This is a genomic window from Amorphus suaedae, assembly GCF_053629675.1.
The window spans coordinates 2634414-2652363 of sequence record NZ_JBRJIT010000001.1 but is presented as its reverse complement, the minus strand read 5'-3'; the positions used below and the strand labels follow the sequence as shown (position 1 = coordinate 2652363).

Sequence of the window (17950 nt, the reverse complement as noted above, 5' to 3'; positions counted from 1 at the left end):
CCCGGAAAGCTGTCATGGGTCGGGTTCGGAGCCCTGCATCTTCCCTCATCCCTTCGGCAGCAGCGCCTCCAGCGTTTCGATGCGGTCGGCCTCGGACGGCGGCTTGTCCCAGCGCAGGCGGGCGACGCGGGGAAAACGCATGGCCACACCGGACTTGTGGCGCGGCGAGCGGTTGAGGCCTTCGAAGGCGATTTCCAGCACCAGCCCGTCGGTGGCGTCGTGCACGACCTCGCGCACCGGGCCGAAGCGGTTGAGGGTGTTCTTGCGCACGAAGGCGTCGATCTTCTTCAGCTCCTCGTCGGTGAAGCCGAAATAGGCCTTGCCGACGGGCACCAGCTCCTCGCCGCGCTCCTCGGCATTCCGCCAGACCCCGAAGGTGTAGTCGGAATAGAACGACGAGCGCTTCCCGTGGCCGCGCTGGGCGTACATCAGCACCGCGTCGACGGTGAACGGGTCGCGCTTCCACTTGAACCACAGGCCCTTGGGCCGGCCGGGCACGTAGGGGCTGTCTGCCCGCTTGATCATCACGCCTTCGACGGCATCAGCATCCGCGCCGGCTCCCGCCGAGGCCGGGTCGGCCCGGGCGGCGGCGATATCCTCCCAGGTGCGGAACGGGACCAGCGGCGACAGATCGATGCGCGGATCCGGTCGGGCGGCCACGAACGCCTCCAGCCGCCGGCGGCGCTCGGCGAACGGTAGCGGCCGCAGATCCTCGCCGTCCAGCGCCAGCAGGTCGTAGAGCCGGATCCGCGGCGGAAACGCAGCCTGCATCTTCGGCGTCACGGTCTTCCGATTGAGGCGCTGCTGGAGCACGTTGAACGGTTCGACGGCGTCTTCGCGCACGATCAGCAGCTCGCCGTCGACGGCGCCGTCGAACTCCAGCGCCTCGAGGAGGTCGGGGAAGGCGGGGGAGATGTCCTCGCCGGTGCGCGAGAACAGCCGGGCGACGCGGCGTCCCTCGCGATCGAGACCCGCGGCGGCCTGGACGCGGATGCCGTCCCACTTCCACTCGACCATGAAGGCTTCCGGGTCGAGGCCGGGGAAGTCGGTCGCCTCGATCGGGTGGGAAAGCATGGCCGGCCGGAACGGCGCCGGATCGTCGATTTCCGGCAGCGGCGCATGTCCCTCCAGCCAGGCGAACAGCGGCTCGTAGGGAGCGGCAATGCCATGCCAGACCTCCTCGACCTGGTTTGGCTCGACGCCGCCGAGCTGGGCCACCGCGGTCTTGGCGAGACGGGCGGAAACGCCCACCCTGAGGCCGCCGGTGATCAATTTCAGCAGCGCCCAGCGACCGATTTCGTCGAGGCCGTCGAGCCAGCGGGCGAGCTGGCCTGGCAGATCTGCCTTGGAGAGCGTGCTCAGCGCGGCCACGACCTCCGACAACGCGGGCGGCGGCGGGTGTCCGCCGTCGGGCGCGGCGCGGGCCGGCCACATCAGGGCGGCGGTCTCCGACAGGTCGCCAACGTAGTCGTAGGAGAGCGCAAACAGCGTCGGATCGGTCCGCTCGGCAACGAGGGCCCGGATGAGGCCGGCCTTGGCGTGCCGGAAGCTGAGGGCGCCGGTGAGGGCGGCCAGCGCGAAGCCCCGCTCGGGATCGGGAGCGGCGCGGAAATAGGCCTCCATCAGCCGCAGCTTGCCGAGGCGGCGCGGCTCGTAGGAGAGGCGGTCGAGGAGATGGGCGAAAGCCTGCATGACGCCCTGTTACATGGGAGTGCGGGGTGGAAAGCCTATCCTGCGGGACCAGAAAGCGTCTGGACGAAACGCCCCAGCGCGATTCCCGTTCGGATCCTCTCGATCCGGACGGGAACGCACCGGCGCTAAAGGCGCGTACAGATCCATGCGCCCCAGAACAGGCTGGAGAAGAACCGCTTCGGGTGACCGAACCCGGCATCCGCGAGCAGCGCCTCCACGGCTTCCTCCGAGGCCGGCGGGTCCGCCCCCTGCAGGATCTTCCCGAGCTTGGCGTCGATCTCGTCCCCGGAGGCGCCGTTCATGCGCCAGCGGTTCCCCCATGCAGCCATCAGCAGCGGCTCGGCGGCGTAGGCCCGGCAGTTGCCGGCAAGGATCAGCGGCGCACCGGGCGGCAGGCGCTCGGCGATGTCCCGCAGGATGGCGGCCTTTGCCTCGGCGCCGGGAAGGTGATGCAGAACGCCGATCAGGGTGGCGGCATCGAACGTCTGGCCGGACGGCAGGTCGGCGACCGCCCCCAGCACCGCTTCGGCCCGATCGGCCAGGCCGGCCTCGGCAATCCGCCCCATCGCCAGATCGAGCATCGGCGCCGACGGATCGACGACCAGGAACGTCCAGTCCGGTTCGAGGCGGCCCGCCGTCAGGACTTCGCTGCCCGTTCCGCCACCGCCGGCAACAAGGATCCGGGCGCGGGCGCCGGAGCCGAGCGTGGCCGCCAGCAGGCAGGCTGCCAGGTCGTGGCAGGCGTCGTAGCCGGCGAGGCCGATGCGGCTCTGGCGTTCGTATTCGGCGGCGCGGGACGGGTCGAACTTGGCGGCGCTGGCGGCTGTCATGGCTGGCCTTCAACGATGGGCCGGAGGGGTTGGTCCGTCAACGTAGCAAATGCCTGTCGGGTCCTGCCAGATTGTCACGACGACGAAACCCGCGACCGCGACGGCGCGTCCCCTTGGCACCGGTCCGTCCGGTGGGCGAGGGTGGGCATCGGAACCGCCCGCCGCCGGCGGCGGCAGACAACGAGGACCAACCCCATGCGGACCTGGATCGTCATCGGCGCCCTGAACGCCTTCGTCGCCGTGGCGATGGGCGCGTTTGCCACCCACGGCCTGCGCGGCAGCGTGCCCGACGCGGATCTGGCGATCTTCACCACCGGGGCGCAGTACCACATCGTCCATTCGCTCGCGCTGGTCGCCGTCGGGCTGCTGGCGGGCTACGCGGCCTCGTGGCGGACGACCGCCGCCGGGGTGCTGTTCTTCGCCGGCACCGTGTTGTTTTCCGGCAGCCTCTATTTTCTCGGCATGACGGGCAGTCGGGCGATGGTGATGGTGACGCCGATGGGTGGTCTGGCGTTCCTCCTCGGCTGGCTCATGGTGGCGCTGGCCGCGCTCGGAATGCGGCCGGCTGCGGCTCCGGATCGGGCCTAGCCGCGATCAGGCGGCGGCCTCGTCCTCGTCGCCGTAGCCGACGAGACGGAGCGGTCTCGCCCGGATCTGACGGGTTTCGCACCAGTGGACGAGGGCGTCCTCCTGGCCGTGGGTGACCCACACCTCGCGCGCCCCGGTCTCCACGATGGTGGTGCACAGATCTTCCCAGTCGCCGTGATCCGAGATGACCAGCGGCAGCTCCACGCCGCGCTGGCGTGCCCGCGCCCGCACCCGCATCCAGCCCGATGCGAAGGCCGTCACCGGATCGCCGAAGCGGCGCGACCACAGATCGGCGAGCGCGCCCGGCGGACACATCACGATTTCGCCGCCGAGCGCGGCACGGTCGACGTCCTTTACCGGTCGGAGGTCGCCGAGCGGAACGCCGAGGGATTCGTAGAGCGAGCAGAGCCTTTCCATCGCACCGTGGAGATAGATGGGCCGATCGTGCCCCGCCGCCCGCAGCAGCGCGATCACCCGCTGGGCCTTGCCGAGCGAATAGGCGCCGACGAGATGGGCGCGGTCGGGAAACAGCGCCAGCGAGGCGATCAGCCGGGCAATCTCGCCGCTGGCGTCGGGATGCCGGAACACCGGCAGCGCAAAGGTCGCCTCGGTCACGAACAGATCGCACGCCACCGTCTCGAACGGCGCGCAGGTGGGATCCTCCTGGCGCTTGTAGTCGCCCGAGACGACGGCGCGTCCGTCGGAGGTTTCGATCAGCACCTGGGCGGAGCCGATGACGTGGCCGGCCGGATGCAGGCTGAAGCGGTAGGGTCCGAGATCGACGGTCTCGCCATAGGGCAGGGGGCGGGGATTCTCCGTAAACGCCTCGCCGTAGCGGGCCGCCATCACCGCGAGCGTCTCCGGCGTCGCGTAGACGGTGCCGTGGCCGGCACGGGCGTGATCGGCATGGCCGTGGGTGATGATGGCGGTCTCGACCGGGCGGACCGGGTCGATGAAGAGGCCCGCCGCGGCAACCGCAAGCCCCTCGGCCTGCGGCCGCAGATGTGTGTCCCAGCCCATGCGGTCTCCTCTTTCCCGGCCGTCGAGATGGTCTGCGATCGACGGTTTTCGCGCCGTTCCCCGGCCTGCATATAGGGGCCGCAGGCGCGCCCCGCTTTCGCACGGAGCGAAAGACCTATTCCATCACGGATCAAATGGTGCCTGCGTTGTTCGCCCAGACCGTGATACGCACGAGCAAACCGGTCCATTCAGAAACATGCAGGGAGGCACCATGGCCAACGCAGAACACGCGCAGTCGCCGGTCGAGGGCGTTGAACTGAAGGCGCCGCTCGGCCCCCGCTTCGACGAAGTGCTGACGCCGGAGGCGCTCGCCTTCCTGGCGGACCTTCACCGTACCTTCGACCACACCCGCCGCGCACTGCTGGAGGCGCGCGCACTTCGCCAGCGCGAGTTCGACGCCGGAACGCTGCCGGACTTCCTGCCCGAGACCAAGGAGATCCGCGACGGCGCCTGGCGCATCACCAGCATTCCGGACGACCTGATGGACCGGCGGGTGGAGATCACCGGGCCGGTCGACCGCAAGATGGTCATCAATGCGCTGAACTCCGGCGCGAAGGTGTTCATGGCGGACTTCGAGGACGCGACGTCGCCTACTTGGGCGAACGCGATCGAGGGCCAGATCAACATGATCGACCGCTGGGCCGACCGCATCGACTTCACCGACGAGACGACAGGCAAGCGCTATGCGATCGGTCCGAACCCGGCGGTGCTGCTGGTGCGGCCACGCGGCTGGCACCTGCCGGAGGTCCACATCGAGGTCGACGGCCGCCCGATGTCCGGCTCGCTGGTCGATTTCGGGCTCTACGTCTTCCACAACGCGAAGACGATGATCGCCCGGGGCACGGGGCCGTATTTCTATCTGCCGAAGCTGGAGAGCCACAAGGAAGCCCGGCTCTGGAACGACGTCTTCGTCCACGCCCAGAACGCCCTCGACATCCCGGTCGGCACCATCAAGGTGACGGTGCTGATCGAGACGCTGCCGGCGGCGTTCGAGATGGACGAGATCCTGTACGAGCTGCGCGACCACATCGTCGGCTGCAACGCGGGGCGCTGGGACTACATCTTTTCGTTCATCAAGACGCTGCGCCGGAACCAGGGCTATGTGCTGCCGGACCGCAGCCAGGTGGTGATGGGCAAGGCGTTCCTGCGGGCCTATTCGCTGCTGCTCATCAAGACCTGCCACAAGCGCGGCGCCTTCGCGATGGGTGGCATGGCCGCGCAGATCCCGAACCGCCGCGATCCGGAGGCGAACGAGGCGGCGCTGGCCAAGGTGCGCGCCGACAAGGAGCGCGAGGCTGGCGACGGGCATGACGGCACCTGGGTCGCGCATCCGGATCTCGTGCCGGTGGCGATGGAGGTGTTCGACCGCCTGATGCCCGAACCGAACCAGATCGGCCGCCAGCGCGACGATGTGATGGTCGGCCAGCGCGAACTGCTCGAGGTTCATCCGGGCAGCAAGACGGAAGCGGGGCTGCGCGACAACATCCGTGTCGGCGTGCAGTACATCGAGGCCTGGCTGCGCGGGAAGGGGGCGGTGCCGCTCTACAACCTGATGGAGGACGCCGCCACGGCCGAGATCTCGCGCTCGCAGATCTGGCAGTGGCTGACATTCGGCGCCCAGCTCGACGACGGCCAGACCGTGACCGGCCCGCTGTTCGCGAAGCTGCTCGAGGAGGAGATGGCGGGCGTGCGGGACGAGATCGGGGCGGAGGCCTACGACGCAGGCCGCTTCCCGGAGGCGATCGACCTGTTCCGGACGCTGTCCACCGCGGACGATCTGGTGCCGTTCCTGACGCTGCCGGCCTACGAGCTGATTGCCTGAGGCGGCAGCACACCTCTGACGATCGATCGGGCGGGGGCCGAAGATTTCGTCCCCGCCCGAGCCTGGGCTAGCCCGGGCAGATCAGTCGTGGTTCTCGTTTTCCTTGGCGATATCGCCAAGGGTCGCCTTGCAGCGCTCCGACACCTGGTCGGCGTTCTGCTCGAGGCAGAGCTGCACTTCGATCGGCGGAACGCCGCTGCACAGGCGCTCGGCGTCCTGACGGCAGGCGGCGCGCGCCTCCTGAACTTCCGGGCCGGACTGGGCGAGGGCGGCGGTGGCGAAGCAGGCGGCAAGGCCTGCGGCCAGAACGGTTCTGAACATTGGAAACCTCACGAGATGGCGGCCTGCCCCCCGGGGCGGGCCGGACATGAAAACGGCGCTGTTCCAGCGCCGTCCTTGACCCTGATCGCCTCCTTCGACGAATGCAAACCCCAAGAATGCAGACCGGGCGTCCGGTCGCACGATGGAGCCGTCCCGGCAGGCCGGCGCGGCCTCGTCCCAGCCTCAGTCGTGGTTCTGGTCTTCGGCGCGGACGTCCTTGACGGTGGTCTTGCAGCCTTCCGACACCTGCTCGATGTTCTCCTGCAGGCACTCGGCGGCCTGGATGGGCTCGACGTTGCTGCACAGCCGCTGGATGTCCTCGCGGCAGGCGGCGCGCATGTCCTCGAATTCCGGTCCGGACTGGGCGAAGACGGCACCCGCAGTGAAACACGTCACCAGGCCTGCGGCCAAAACGGTTCTGATCATCTGAAGCCTCCCACATCGGCCGGTGTTCGAGCCGGCACGGAACAGAAAAACGGCGCCGGTGGTTCCGGCGCCGTCGTCTACCCTGAGCGCGCTCCGCGCGCGATGCAAACCGAATGTTGGGCCGCACGAACACCAATGTGTGGTCGCGCAACCTTTCGGGTGCGCGCCGTCAGTCGTGACCTTTGCTCTGATCGCTCACGGACTGGACCGCTTCCTTGCACGCCGCGGACACCTGTCCGACGCGCTCCCGCAGGCAGGCGGACACGCTGTCGTCGTTTGACTTCGCGTCACCGCAGAGGGTGGCGATGTCGCTGTTGCAGGCCGACCGGATCTGCTGCATCTGCGGGCCGGACTGGGCCAGGGCGGGTCCGGCGAAGAGGGCGGCCGCTAGGCCGGCGGTGGCGATAACTCGGATCATCGAACAACTCCCTTGGGTTCTTGTTTCCATCCGTCGACCCATCCCCACGGCCTGCGTGGCCGTGGCTTCGGCGAAGGGTCTTCAGCGCCCCATTCCCACGATCCCTGAAACTGAGAACGCGGCGATTTGTTCGATCGCTCGGCCTAAAAGGCGGAAAGCCGGCGGTTCCAGCGCTTCCAGCGGCACCAAGCCTGGCACAAACGAAAAACGGCGGGCCAAGGCCCGCCGTCCGGAAACATGCGACGTGAGGATCGCGTCAGGCGAGGAAGATCACCTTGATGATCTCGTAGGAACGGGCGCCGCCGGGCGCGGCAACCTCGACCGTGTCCCCGACCGTCTTGCCGATCAGCGCGCGGGCGATCGGCGAGGAGATCGACACCTTGCCGGCCTTGGCATCCGCCTCGACGTCGCCGACGATCTTGTAGGTCTTCTCCTCGTCGGTGTCCTCGTCGACCAGGGTCACCGTCGCGCCGAACTTGACGGAATCGCCGGACAGCTTGGCGACGTCGATCACCTCGGCGCGCGAGATCTGGTCCTCGATCTCGAGGACCCGGCCCTCGTTGTGGCTCTGCGCTTCCTTGGCGGCGTGGTATTCGGCATTTTCCGAAAGATCACCATGAGCGCGCGCCTCGGAGATCGCCTGGATGATTCGCGGGCGCTCCACGGAGGTCCGACGCTTCAGCTCGACTTCGAGCGCAGCGTAGCCTTCCGGGGTCATCGGTACCTTTTCCATCGGGACGAAATCCCCTTCCGTTAGTCCGGGCCACGGCCCGGACGAAACCACACATGCACACACCAATGCCGCGCGTGGCAGCGGATACCCGCCGGCCGCGCCCGTGCCTGGCCGTTACTCAGCCGGAGCGAAATAGGATTGCAGCGGCCGCACCTCAAGAACGCCGGTGCTGTAGGCCTCGATCCCCTTAGCCGCAGCGATCGCACCTGCGACGGTCGTGTAGTAGGGCACCTTCTGTATCAACGCGGCGCGCCTCAGAGACCGGCTGTCGGCAAGAGCCTGAGCGCCTTCCGTCGTGTTGAAGACCAGCTGCACCTCTCCATTCTTGATAGCATCGACGATGTGCGGTCGACCTTCAAGCACCTTGTTGATCTTGCGGGCGGGAATTCCCTCCTCCGCCAGATAGCGCTGGGTGCCGGACGTCGCGATCACCTGGAAACCCAAACGCACGAGCGTGCGAACAGTTTCAAGGATCTTCGGCTTGTCGGCGTCGCGGACGGAGATGAACACGGTTCCGCTGGTGGGCACGCGGGTGCCGCCGCCGAGCTGCGACTTGGCGAAGGCGGTGGCGAAGGCGCGGTCGAGGCCCATGACCTCGCCGGTCGAACGCATCTCCGGGCCGAGCACCGTGTCGACGCCGGGGAAGCGGGCGAAGGGGAACACGGCTTCCTTGACGGCGACGTGGTCGAGCTGGCGGCGCTTCAGCCCGAACGTGGCGAGCTTCTCGCCCGCCATCACGCGGGCGGCGATCTTGGCGATCTGCACGCCGATGGTCTTGGCGACGAACGGGACGGTGCGCGAGGCGCGCGGGTTCACCTCGAGGACGTAGATCTCGCCCTCGCGGATGGCGAACTGCACGTTCATCAGCCCGACCACGTCGAGACCGCGTGCGAGCTTGCGCGTCTGCTCCTCCAGCGCCGCGATTGCGGCGTCGGAGAGCGAGTGCGCCGGCAGCGAGCAGGCGGAGTCGCCCGAGTGGATGCCGGCTTCCTCGATGTGCTCCATGATGCCGCAGACGAACACGTCGGTGCCGTCGGAGATCGCGTCGACATCGACCTCGATCGCGTCGGCGAGGTAGCCGTCGATCAGCACCGGGCTGGTGCCGGAGACAACCACGGCCTGGGTGACGTAGCGCTCGAACTGGGATTCGTCGCGCACGATCTCCATGGCGCGTCCGCCGAGGACGTAGGACGGCCGCACCACGACGGGGAAGCCGATCTCGGCGACGATGGCGCGGGCCTGGTCCAGCGAGCGGGCGATGCCGTTCTTCGGCTGCTTCAGGTCGAGATTGACCAGCAGGCGCTGGAACCGGTCGCGGTCCTCGGCCAGGTCGATCTTGTCGGGGTCGGTCCCCAGGATCGGGATGCCGGCGTCCTTCAGGCCCTGGGCGAGCTTGAGCGGCGTCTGGCCGCCATACTGCACGATCACGCCGTGCAGGCGGCCGTTGGTCATCTCCGTTTCGAGCACCGCGAGGACATCCTCGACCGTAAGCGGCTCGAAATAGAGGCGATCGGAGGTGTCGTAGTCCGTCGACACGGTCTCCGGATTGCAGTTGACCATGATGGCTTCGTAGCCGGCCTCGCGCAGCGCGAACGCGGCATGGCAGCAGCAGTAGTCGAACTCGATGCCCTGGCCGATCCGGTTCGGTCCGCCGCCGAGGATGACGACCTTGTCGCGGTCGGTCGGGCGGGCCTCGTCGCTTTCCATGCCGGCGGTCGCCGGCTCGTAGCTGGAGTACATGTAGGCCGTGGGCGCGGCGAACTCGGCCGCGCAGGTATCGATGCGCTTGAACACCGGGCGCACGTCGAGCTCCATGCGGAGCGCCCGCACGGCATCCTCGGTGAGATCGGCGAGCTTCGCGAGACGGGCATCGGAGAAGCCCATCGCCTTGAGATCGCGCAGCACGCTCGCGGTCTTCGGCAGGCCGTGCTTGCGGATCTTCTCCTCGGTCTCGACGATCTCGGCGATCTGCTCGATGAACCACGGGTCGATCTTGCACGACTCGTGGACCTGATCCGGCTCGAAGCCGAGGCGCAGGGCCTGGGCTACCTTCAGGAGGCGGTCCGGGGTCGGCGTGCCGAGGGCGGCGCGGATGGCGTTCTTGTCGTCGCCGACGCCCAGTCCCTCAATCTCGACCTCGTCGAGGCCGGTGAGGTCGGTCTCCAGGCCGCGCAGCGCCTTCTGCAGGGATTCCGCGAAGGTGCGGCCGATCGCCATGACCTCGCCGACCGACTTCATCGAGGTGGTCAGGATCGGACTGGCGCCCGGGAACTTCTCGAAGGCGAAGCGGGGGATCTTGGTGACGACGTAGTCGATCGTCGGCTCGAAGGAGGCCGGCGTGGCGCCGCCGGTGATGTCGTTCTCGAGTTCGTCGAGGGTGTAGCCGACGGCGAGCTTGGCGGCGACCTTGGCGATCGGGAAGCCGGTGGCCTTGGAGGCGAGCGCCGACGACCGCGACACGCGCGGGTTCATCTCGATCACCACCATGCGCCCGTCTTCGGGGTTCACGGCGAACTGGACGTTGGAACCGCCGGTCTCGACGCCGATCTCGCGCAGCACCGCCAGCGAGGCGTCGCGCATGCGCTGGTATTCCTTGTCGGTCAGCGTCAGCGCGGGGGCCACGGTGATGGAGTCGCCCGTGTGCACGCCCATCGGATCGATGTTCTCGATCGAGCAGATGATGATGCAGTTGTCGTCCCGGTCGCGGACGACTTCCATCTCGTACTCTTTCCAGCCGAGGACGGATTCCTCGATCAGCACCTCGTTGGTGGGCGAGGCGTCGACGCCGCGCTCGACGATCTCGAGGAATTCCTCGCGATTGTAGGCGATGCCGCCGCCGGTGCCGCCCATGGTGAACGAGGGGCGGATGATCGCCGGCAGGCCGATGTCCTCCAGCGCCGCCAGCGCTTCCGACAGCGAATGGGCGAGCTTGGAGCGGGGGCTTTCGAGACCGATGTCGGTCATCGCCTCGCGGAAGAGTTCGCGGTCCTCGGCCTTGTCGATGGCCTCGGCCGTGGCACCGATCATCTCGACGCCGTACTTCTCCAGGATGCCCATCTTGCGCAGCGACAGCGCGCAGTTGAGGGCCGTCTGGCCGCCCATGGTCGGCAGGAGCGCATCCGGGCGCTCCTTTTCGATCACCTTGGCGACGAGTTCCGGCGTGATCGGCTCGATGTAGGTGGCATCGGCGAGATCCGGATCGGTCATGATGGTCGCCGGATTGGAGTTGACCAGAACGATCCGGTACCCCTCTTCCTTCAGCGCCTTGACCGCCTGGGCCCCGGAATAGTCGAATTCGCATGCCTGGCCGATAATGATCGGCCCGGCTCCGATGATCAGGATGGTTTTGATATCTGTTCTTTTCGGCATCCGGGCTCGCAGGCCGACCGCCGGAGGCCGACTGGCGGTCCGGGGGTCGATCGATCGCGGGAATTATGTGAGGGGCTGGTGAAATGCCCCGACGAGGATCGATCCGCCCCCGCTAACGCACCGCGCCGGTCTGTCGAGCGTTCCGGCGGGTTCCGGATCCGACCCAAAAGCTCGCGGGCTTATAGAAGACTTCGCGTGGGCAGGGAAGGCCCGAGACGCGCTTAAGGCGTTGTTACTCCCCCGCGGCCGCCTCGGCATGCTCCATCGGCATCTGGATCGGGGTGCCCTCGGTCGGGACCACCGCGCCCGACGAAACCTGTTCGCCGTCGAAATCGAGGATGCCGTGCGACAGCGCGTAGCAGGCGAGGCGGACCGTCTTGGGGATCCGGACAGCCTTCCCGTCGCGATTTCCCTTCTCGTAATACTGGATCATCCGCTTCTTGAGACCGAGCCGGTCGGCGGCTTCCTTCTGCTTCAGCCCCAGGGATTTCCGCCATGCCCGGAATTGCTCCGGGCCCATTTCAAAGGCCTCGTCAATGCTTTTCGTCTTCAGGTCGGGCACCGGAATCGCTCCTTGGGACAACGCCTTGTAAATGGCCTTGCGGCCGGGCGCCTGGAGACGGCGGCCTGTCGCCGTCTATGCGGGCGCACTAAGTGCAGAAATTCGGATAGCTCTCCCGCCACCTTTACGCAAGAGCGAAGCGGTCGGCGGGGGGCTGCCGCGACTGGATCTTCTCCAAGCCTATGAAGAAATTATGGTGTCGTGACGAAGAGGCGGGCCGGGCGAAGGGCATTTTGGTGGTTCCAGCCGAGCAAGGGGCGCCTCGGCGACGGCCAGGAGCGGAACCGCGGCCGAAGCCGCGCGTTCCGTGAAGGAACATGGAGAGCGGGATGCGGTGGCGGGGCAGGCGCGAAAGCGCGAATATCGAAGATCGTCGTGGCAGCGGGGCGTCATATGGACGGGGCGGCTTCCGCTTGCCGCCGATGGGCGGCGGGCGGCGCGGCGGCGGGCGCCTGAGCGGCGGTAGCATCGGGCTCCTCGTTGTCTTCGTGCTGGTGATGTGGGCGCTCGGCGTCAATCCGCTGGAATTGCTGCAGGGATCGATGGGCCAGGGCGGCAGCCGCGAGGCGCCGACCCCGTCGGCCACCTCCCAGACCGCCAGCACCGGTACCTCTGACGAAATGAAGCGCTTCGTGTCGGTGGTGCTTGCCGACACCGAAGACGTGTGGTCGACGCAGTTCGAGGAGAGCGGCCAGCAATATGTGGAGCCGACGTTGGTGCTGTTCACCGACCGGGTCCAGTCGGCCTGCGGGCTGGCAGGTGCGGCCACCGGCCCCTTCTATTGTCCGGGAGACCAGAAGCTCTACATCGACCTCGGCTTCTACAAGCAGCTTGCCGACCGCTTCGGGGCCCCGGGCGATTTCGCTGAGGCCTACGTGATCGCGCACGAGGTGGGCCATCACGTGCAGAACCTCTTGGGCATCCTGCCGAAATTCCACGAGCTCCAGCAGAACATGAGCAAGCGCGAAGCGAACGCCATGTCGGTGCGGGTGGAGCTGCAGGCTGACTGCTTCGCCGGCATCTGGGCGCACTACGAGCAGGAGAAGGGCGTTCTGGAAGCGGGGGACACGCAGGAGGCGCTGAGAGCGGCGGCGGCCGTCGGTGACGATGCGATCCAGCGGGCGACCCAGGGCTACGTCGTGCCGGACAGCTTCAACCACGGCACGTCGGAACAGCGTCAGAAGTGGTTCCAAACCGGCTTCGACAGCGGCCAGGTCAGCGCGTGCGATACCTTCTCGCCGCAGGAGCCCTGACCGCGTCCGTCGGTGATCGTCAGCCTCGGGGGCGGGCTACCCTGTCCCCGTTCGATGAGGTCAGGGGCGCTTCGAGATCATCAGCAGGAAGGGAATTTCGCCGCCGCGCTCCAGCATCATCGAACCCATCGCGGTGACGACGCCGAGCTGGCGGTTCTTGATGGCGGCGTTCAGCTCGTAGTCGATGTGTTCCTTCGGCAGAAGGTCGCGGTCGACGATTTCCATGAAGTGCCGCACGACCCGGACCGGCGTCCGGTCGAGCAGATCGTCCGGACCCTCGAAATCGTACCGGTTGTCGCTTCCGGTCTCCGCATCGATCATGTTGGCGATGAAAGTGGCCATTGCGCCCCTGCCTGTTGCCGAATTCCGGGTCACGCAGAACGCCCGTCGGCGGGGGCGGTGACGCGATGAAGGTTCGCGCCGGCCGCGCGTGCGACCGACCCGACTCCAAAGCGGCCACCTATCAGACCACTATAACGCTTCGATGACCTGTCAGCCGCGCTCGGCGACGGCGGGATCGCCCTTGCGTTCCCGGATGTAGTTGACGAAGCGCTTGAACAGATAGTGGCTGTCCTGGGGGCCGGGCGAGGCCTCCGGATGATACTGCACCGAGAAGACCGGCCGGTCCTTGAGCCGGATGCCGCAGTTCGATCCGTCGAAGAGCGAGACATGCGTCTGTTCGACGGTGTCCGGCAGGCTGTCCGCGTCGACGGCGAAGCCGTGGTTCATCGAGGTGATCTCGACCTTGCCGGTGGTGTAGTCCTTCACGGGGTGATTCGCGCCGTGGTGCCCCTGATGCATCTTCGAGGTCTTGCCGCCCAGCGCGAGGCCGAGCAGCTGGTGCCCGAGGCAGATGCCGAACACCGGCACGTCCTTGTCGATGAGCGTCTTGAGGGCCGGCAGGGTGAACTCGCCCGTGGCCGCCGGATCGCCCGGACCGTTCGACAGGAACACGCCGTCCGGCTCGTAGGCGAGGATGTCATCGGCCGTCGCGGTGGCCGGCACCACCGTCACCTTGCAGCCTTCGTTGGCGAGCAGCCGCAGGATGGTGCGCTTGATGCCGTAGTCGATGGCGACCACGTGGTAGCGCGGCTCGGTCTGGCGCCCGTAGGAGTTGGTCCGGAAGTCCCAGATGGTCTCGTCCCACACGAACGTCTGACCGCCGGTGACGTCGCGGGTCAGGTCCATGCCTTCAAGGCCGGGCCAGGCGCGGGCTTCCTCGGCGAGCGCGGCGGTGTCGAAGCGGCCGGCGCGATCATGGGCGATGACCGCATTCACGTAGCCCTGTTCGCGGATACGGGCGGTGAGGGCGCGGGTGTCGATGCCGGTGATGCCGATGATGCCGCGAGCGGCGAGCCAGCGATCCAGGTCGCGCGTCGACCGGTAGTTGGAAGGCTCGGTGATCGGTGCCCTGAACACGCAGCCCAGCACGCCCGAGCGCGCGGCCATGTTCACGGTCTCGATATCGTCGTCGTTGGTGCCGACGTTGCCGATATGGGGGAACGTGAAGGTGACGATCTGTCCCGCGTAGGAGGGATCGGTCAGGATCTCCTGATATCCCGTCATCGCGGTGTTGAAGCACACCTCACCAACCGCGTGCCCGGTTGCGCCGACGCCATAGCCGGCCATCTCGGTCCCATCCGCAAAGATGAGCCGAGCCGTCGTGAGGGGGGCTGCCCAAGCATCCGCTTCGGCAAGCTCTTGTAGACCTGTCATGAACCAACTACCTCTTGCATCGTTGGAACGGGCGCGATACACGCGCCGCGTTCGACGACAGCGACCAGGCGGTCGTTGTCGGATCGCGAACACCGACGATGTCGAGGCGATCAAGGTCCGGACGCTAGGCCATGACGAGGCGTGCGTCAACTTGCGATCTGCGTTCCAAATACGTTCGTTATCAACAACTTATGCCAGTCGGGACGTATTGTCGCCGATGGGAGCAACAGCTATCGTGCACCATCCGTCATTCTCTCTGACGAGACCGGTCATGCGGGAAGAAATCAACCGAGCCCTGAAATCGGCTGTCGTGGATCACGACAAGCGCCGCGCCTGTACGCTGCGTTTGATCCAGACCGCGATAAAGGACCGCGATCAGGCGGCTCGGGACCGCGGACTTGAAGGGATCGGAGACCGCGAGGTTCTCGATCTTCTCGTTAAAATGATCGAACAGCGCCGGGAATCGGCCTCGAACTTCGAATCAGCCGGCCGGATCGATCTGGCCGAGCAGGAGCGCCAGGAAATCGGGATCATCAAGTCCCTGCTGCCGGCGCAACTGGACGACACCGAGATGCGCTCGGTCTGCGTGGAAGTCGTCGAGGACATCGGCGCCCACGGCCTGCGCGATGTCGGTCGCGCCATGGCGGCGCTCAAGCAGCGGTATCCCGGCAAGATGGATTTCGGGCGCGCAAGCTGCGTCGTGAAGGACCTGCTGCGCTGAGGAGCGCTTCGACGCTCCCGTTTTCCCCATAGTTGTCCACCGAAATCGCACCGCGTGACCTGACGGCGCGATCGCCGGCCGCTGGTGCGGCTTGGCTGTGGACCCCGGGGAGCAGTTGACGCACTGTGAGGTAATTCTCGACGGCGTGCACCATGCGGGGCACGCCGCGGCGCAGGCGTGCCGCTGTTGGATCCGTGCCCTCGGTGCCAGGAGAGCGGCGCTCCGGCGATCTCGATGATACGATGTCGGGTGGCGCCGCCTGCCGGGCACGGAAGCGCCGGAACGCGCCTCGGATTCGATGCCTCTCGCAACTTTTCGCCGTCCGGTGCGCTTCGTCCCGGACGGGACATGTTCTAGCAGACCGGGTTTCGATGAGATTTCCGCCTGAGTTCCTGGACGAACTGCGCAATCGGCTGCCGCTGTCGGAAGTGGTCGGGAAGCGTGTGACCTGGGACAGGCGCAAGTCGCAATACGGCAAGGGCGACTACTGGGCCTGCTGTCCCTTTCACGAGGAAAAGTCGCCCTCCTTCCACGTCGACGATCGCAAGGGCTTCTACCACTGCTTCGGCTGCGGCGCCTCGGGCGACCACATCCGCTTCCTTACCGACGCCGAGGGAATGAGCTTTCCCGAGGCCGTCGAACGGCTGGCCGAACAGGCCGGCGTGCCGCTGCCGACTCCGGATCCGGCCCAGGCGCGGCGCGACCAGGTGCGCGCCAGCCTGACCGACGTGGTGGCGCTGGCCGCCCGCTTCTATTCCGAGAGCTTTGCCTCGGACGTCGGGCGCGAGGCGCGCGCCTATGCGGAACGGCGCGGCCTCGACCGGGAGACCATCGCGACCTTCGGCATCGGTTATGCGCCGGGCGGGCGCGATGCCCTCAAGCGCTACCTGATCGGCCACAAGGTCGAGGAAGGGCAGATGCTGGAGGCGGGGCTGGTGATCCGCCCCGAGGACGGGCGCGCCACCTACGACCGCTTTCGCAACCGGCTGATGATCCCCATCCACGACCAGCGCGGCCGTATTGTCGCCTTCGGCGGGCGGGCGCTGGGAGTCGACCAGGAGCCCAAGTACCTGAACTCGCCGGAGACGCCGCTGTTTCACAAGAGCGCCGTGCTGTTCAATGCGCATCGTGCCCGCGCCGCCGCGCATCAGGCCGAGGCGGCAATCGTGGTGGAGGGCTATCTCGACGCCATCGCCGTCTACAAGGCCGGCATCCAGCACGTGGTGGCGAGCCTCGGCACGGCATTCACCGAGGAGCAGATCAGCGCCATGTGGCGCCTGGCGCCCGAGCCGGTGATCTGCTTCGACGGCGACAAGGCCGGCACCGCGGCAGCCCGGCGCGCCGTCGACCGCATTCTGCCGCTGATCGAAAGTGGCCGCTCGTTCAATTTCTGCTTCCTGCCCGACGGCAAGGATCCCGACGACCTGATCGCGATTTCGGGGCGCGAGGGCTTCCTCGCCGAGGTGCAGCGCGCCAAGCCGCTGGTCGACGTGCTGTGGGAGCGCGAACTTGTGGGCGCCCGCGTCGACACGCCGGAACGCAAGGCGGCGCTGGAAGCGCGCCTGGAAGGCCTCATCGAGGCGGTGAAGGATACCCGGGTGCGCCGGCGCTACCACTTCGACATCCGCTCGCGCCTGTCGGAGCTGTTCCGGGGCAACGACCGCCGGACCAACGACCGGCGGCCCGGGGGCAAGGGTGGGCCCCGCGATCCCGCGACGCCGGGTTCGGTCATGCTGGCGGGCGCCGGGCCGAGCGACACCGATCTCGCGGAGCTGGAGCGGATCGTCCTCGGGCTCTGCGTCGCCTTTCCGCGCTTTGTCGACGCGCACTGGGAGTGGATCGACCGGGTGCGCTTCTCGTTCGATCCGCACGAGCGCTTCAAGCGCACGTTGCTGTCGCTTGCCATCGACGAGGGCGAATTGTCACCGACACGGGTGCGCGTGGCGCTTGAGCCGGGGCTCGATACGCTGCTGACCGAGGTCTACGGGCGGCCGGGCGGACGGGGCGAGCGGCTGTTCCATCGCTTTCCGATCCTGACGTTCGATCCGCCCGACGGATTCGTGGAGCGCTGCCTGCTGCACTTCCTGGATCGGCTGGAGCTTCGGGTGCTCGAAGGCGACCTCGACGTGGACATCGCCCAGGCCGACCAGCACCTGACCGCGGAGGGGGAGGCCCGGATCCTGGCACTTTCGCGCGAACTGGTGCGCCGCAAGCAGGTGTTCCAGGACGAAGACCGCGATCTCGCCGACCAGGCGAAGGAAATTCGCGGCGCCCACGTTCCAGGCGAGGCCGGGCGCGACCCCCTCGCGCCGGCTGCGGGGCTCTGAATTTTGCCCGGCGATTCGCAACAACTGATTCAGTCTGCTTGCGAAATTGCTGGGCGACGCTATGTAAACGGTTCCGATCAGGGTCGGATCTCGAGGATCGACGGATATTGTCAGTCCGGAAACCGAATCGCGGCACTCTTGTGCCGCCGACC

The 17950-nt window shown here is 67.3% G+C and carries 16 protein-coding genes; 5 read left to right on the top strand and 11 right to left on the bottom strand.

Going from position 1 to position 17950, the window contains the following annotated elements; genetic code table 11:
• Nucleotides 1-45 precede the first annotated feature (45 nt).
• Both AB7M35_RS11840 and AB7M35_RS11835 read right to left on the bottom strand, forming a co-directional pair.
• Nucleotides 46-1692 carry a cisplatin damage response ATP-dependent DNA ligase gene (locus AB7M35_RS11840; protein ID WP_453960009.1) on the bottom strand — a complete coding sequence of 549 codons (1647 nt, stop codon included), beginning with the start codon at nt 1690-1692 and terminating at the stop codon, nt 46-48.
• A gap of 125 nt (nt 1693-1817) precedes the next feature.
• Complete coding sequence (locus tag AB7M35_RS11835) at nt 1818-2522, bottom strand: SAM-dependent methyltransferase (RefSeq protein WP_453960007.1); 705 nt, start codon at nt 2520-2522, stop codon at nt 1818-1820.
• 195 nt (nt 2523-2717) lie between these two features.
• Between AB7M35_RS11835 and AB7M35_RS11830 the strand changes: the two genes are divergently transcribed.
• Nucleotides 2718-3110, top strand: a complete 393-nt coding sequence (locus AB7M35_RS11830; protein ID WP_453960005.1) for a DUF423 domain-containing protein — start codon at nt 2718-2720, stop codon at nt 3108-3110.
• Between the two features lie 6 nt (nt 3111-3116).
• Here the strand turns inward: AB7M35_RS11830 and AB7M35_RS11825 are convergent, their stop codons facing one another.
• Nucleotides 3117-4130 (bottom strand): ligase-associated DNA damage response exonuclease, encoded by a 1014-nt coding sequence (locus AB7M35_RS11825; RefSeq protein WP_453960003.1) that lies wholly within the window; start codon nt 4128-4130, stop codon nt 3117-3119.
• Nucleotides 4131-4341: 211 nt separating this feature from the next.
• Between AB7M35_RS11825 and aceB the strand changes: the two genes are divergently transcribed.
• A complete protein-coding gene (gene aceB, locus AB7M35_RS11820) occupies nt 4342-5952 on the top strand; it encodes a malate synthase A (protein WP_453960001.1) in 1611 nt (536 codons plus the stop codon).
• Nucleotides 5953-6033: 81 nt separating this feature from the next.
• Here the strand turns inward: aceB and AB7M35_RS11815 are convergent, their stop codons facing one another.
• From AB7M35_RS11815 to AB7M35_RS11790, 6 genes are all read right to left on the bottom strand, one after another.
• Nucleotides 6034-6273, bottom strand: coding sequence for a hypothetical protein (locus tag AB7M35_RS11815; RefSeq protein ID WP_453959999.1), 240 nt, complete (start codon nt 6271-6273; stop codon nt 6034-6036).
• Between the two features lie 183 nt (nt 6274-6456).
• Entirely contained in the window at nt 6457-6699 is a 243-nt protein-coding gene (locus AB7M35_RS11810; RefSeq protein WP_453959997.1) for a cysteine rich repeat-containing protein, read from the bottom strand.
• Nucleotides 6700-6868: 169 nt separating this feature from the next.
• Complete coding sequence (locus tag AB7M35_RS11805) at nt 6869-7117, bottom strand: hypothetical protein (RefSeq protein ID WP_453959995.1); 249 nt, start codon at nt 7115-7117, stop codon at nt 6869-6871.
• A 256-nt stretch (nt 7118-7373) separates the two neighbouring features.
• On the bottom strand, nt 7374-7850 hold the full coding sequence (greA, locus tag AB7M35_RS11800; protein WP_453959993.1) for a transcription elongation factor GreA: 477 nt from the start codon (nt 7848-7850) through the stop codon (nt 7374-7376).
• A gap of 114 nt (nt 7851-7964) precedes the next feature.
• Entirely contained in the window at nt 7965-11219 is a 3255-nt protein-coding gene (gene carB, locus AB7M35_RS11795; protein WP_453959991.1) for a carbamoyl-phosphate synthase large subunit, read from the bottom strand.
• A 232-nt stretch (nt 11220-11451) separates the two neighbouring features.
• Complete coding sequence (locus AB7M35_RS11790) at nt 11452-11781, bottom strand: helix-turn-helix domain-containing protein (protein WP_453959989.1); 330 nt, start codon at nt 11779-11781, stop codon at nt 11452-11454.
• Nucleotides 11782-12110: 329 nt separating this feature from the next.
• On the opposite strand from AB7M35_RS11790, the gene ypfJ reads away from it, so the two are divergent.
• Nucleotides 12111-13034 carry a KPN_02809 family neutral zinc metallopeptidase gene (gene ypfJ / locus AB7M35_RS11785; protein WP_453959987.1) on the top strand — a complete coding sequence of 308 codons (924 nt, stop codon included), beginning with the start codon at nt 12111-12113 and terminating at the stop codon, nt 13032-13034.
• 60 nt (nt 13035-13094) lie between these two features.
• Here the strand turns inward: ypfJ and AB7M35_RS11780 are convergent, their stop codons facing one another.
• The gene (locus AB7M35_RS11780; RefSeq protein WP_453959985.1) at nt 13095-13376 is read right to left on the bottom strand and encodes a hypothetical protein; all 282 of its coding nucleotides are present in this window, start codon (nt 13374-13376) and stop codon (nt 13095-13097) included.
• Between the two features lie 150 nt (nt 13377-13526).
• Nucleotides 13527-14750, bottom strand: a complete 1224-nt coding sequence (gene carA, locus AB7M35_RS11775) for a glutamine-hydrolyzing carbamoyl-phosphate synthase small subunit (RefSeq protein WP_453959984.1) — start codon at nt 14748-14750, stop codon at nt 13527-13529.
• Between the two features lie 271 nt (nt 14751-15021).
• Between carA and AB7M35_RS11770 the strand changes: the two genes are divergently transcribed.
• Together AB7M35_RS11770 and dnaG are read left to right on the top strand one after the other, a co-directional pair.
• Nucleotides 15022-15471 (top strand): GatB/YqeY domain-containing protein, encoded by a 450-nt coding sequence (locus tag AB7M35_RS11770; protein WP_453959982.1) that lies wholly within the window; start codon nt 15022-15024, stop codon nt 15469-15471.
• A 371-nt stretch (nt 15472-15842) separates the two neighbouring features.
• Nucleotides 15843-17798 (top strand): DNA primase, encoded by a 1956-nt coding sequence (dnaG, locus tag AB7M35_RS11765; RefSeq protein WP_453959980.1) that lies wholly within the window; start codon nt 15843-15845, stop codon nt 17796-17798.
• Nucleotides 17799-17950 lie beyond the last annotated feature (152 nt).

Coding starts and splice junctions, on each gene's coding strand:
- AB7M35_RS11840 (WP_453960009.1), bottom strand. CDS start 1,692: ATGCAGGCTTTCGCCCATCTCCTCGACCGCCTCTCCTACGAGCCGCGC.
- AB7M35_RS11835 (WP_453960007.1), bottom strand. CDS start 2,522: ATGACAGCCGCCAGCGCCGCCAAGTTCGACCCGTCCCGCGCCGCCGAA.
- AB7M35_RS11830 (WP_453960005.1), top strand. CDS start 2,718: ATGCGGACCTGGATCGTCATCGGCGCCCTGAACGCCTTCGTCGCCGTG.
- AB7M35_RS11825 (WP_453960003.1), bottom strand. CDS start 4,130: ATGGGCTGGGACACACATCTGCGGCCGCAGGCCGAGGGGCTTGCGGTT.
- aceB (WP_453960001.1), top strand. CDS start 4,342: ATGGCCAACGCAGAACACGCGCAGTCGCCGGTCGAGGGCGTTGAACTG.
- AB7M35_RS11815 (WP_453959999.1), bottom strand. CDS start 6,273: ATGTTCAGAACCGTTCTGGCCGCAGGCCTTGCCGCCTGCTTCGCCACC.
- AB7M35_RS11810 (WP_453959997.1), bottom strand. CDS start 6,699: ATGATCAGAACCGTTTTGGCCGCAGGCCTGGTGACGTGTTTCACTGCG.
- AB7M35_RS11805 (WP_453959995.1), bottom strand. CDS start 7,117: ATGATCCGAGTTATCGCCACCGCCGGCCTAGCGGCCGCCCTCTTCGCC.
- greA (WP_453959993.1), bottom strand. CDS start 7,850: ATGGAAAAGGTACCGATGACCCCGGAAGGCTACGCTGCGCTCGAAGTC.
- carB (WP_453959991.1), bottom strand. CDS start 11,219: ATGCCGAAAAGAACAGATATCAAAACCATCCTGATCATCGGAGCCGGG.
- ypfJ (WP_453959987.1), top strand. CDS start 12,111: ATGCGGTGGCGGGGCAGGCGCGAAAGCGCGAATATCGAAGATCGTCGT.
- AB7M35_RS11780 (WP_453959985.1), bottom strand. CDS start 13,376: ATGGCCACTTTCATCGCCAACATGATCGATGCGGAGACCGGAAGCGAC.
- carA (WP_453959984.1), bottom strand. CDS start 14,750: ATGACAGGTCTACAAGAGCTTGCCGAAGCGGATGCTTGGGCAGCCCCC.
- AB7M35_RS11770 (WP_453959982.1), top strand. CDS start 15,022: ATGCGGGAAGAAATCAACCGAGCCCTGAAATCGGCTGTCGTGGATCAC.
- dnaG (WP_453959980.1), top strand. CDS start 15,843: ATGAGATTTCCGCCTGAGTTCCTGGACGAACTGCGCAATCGGCTGCCG.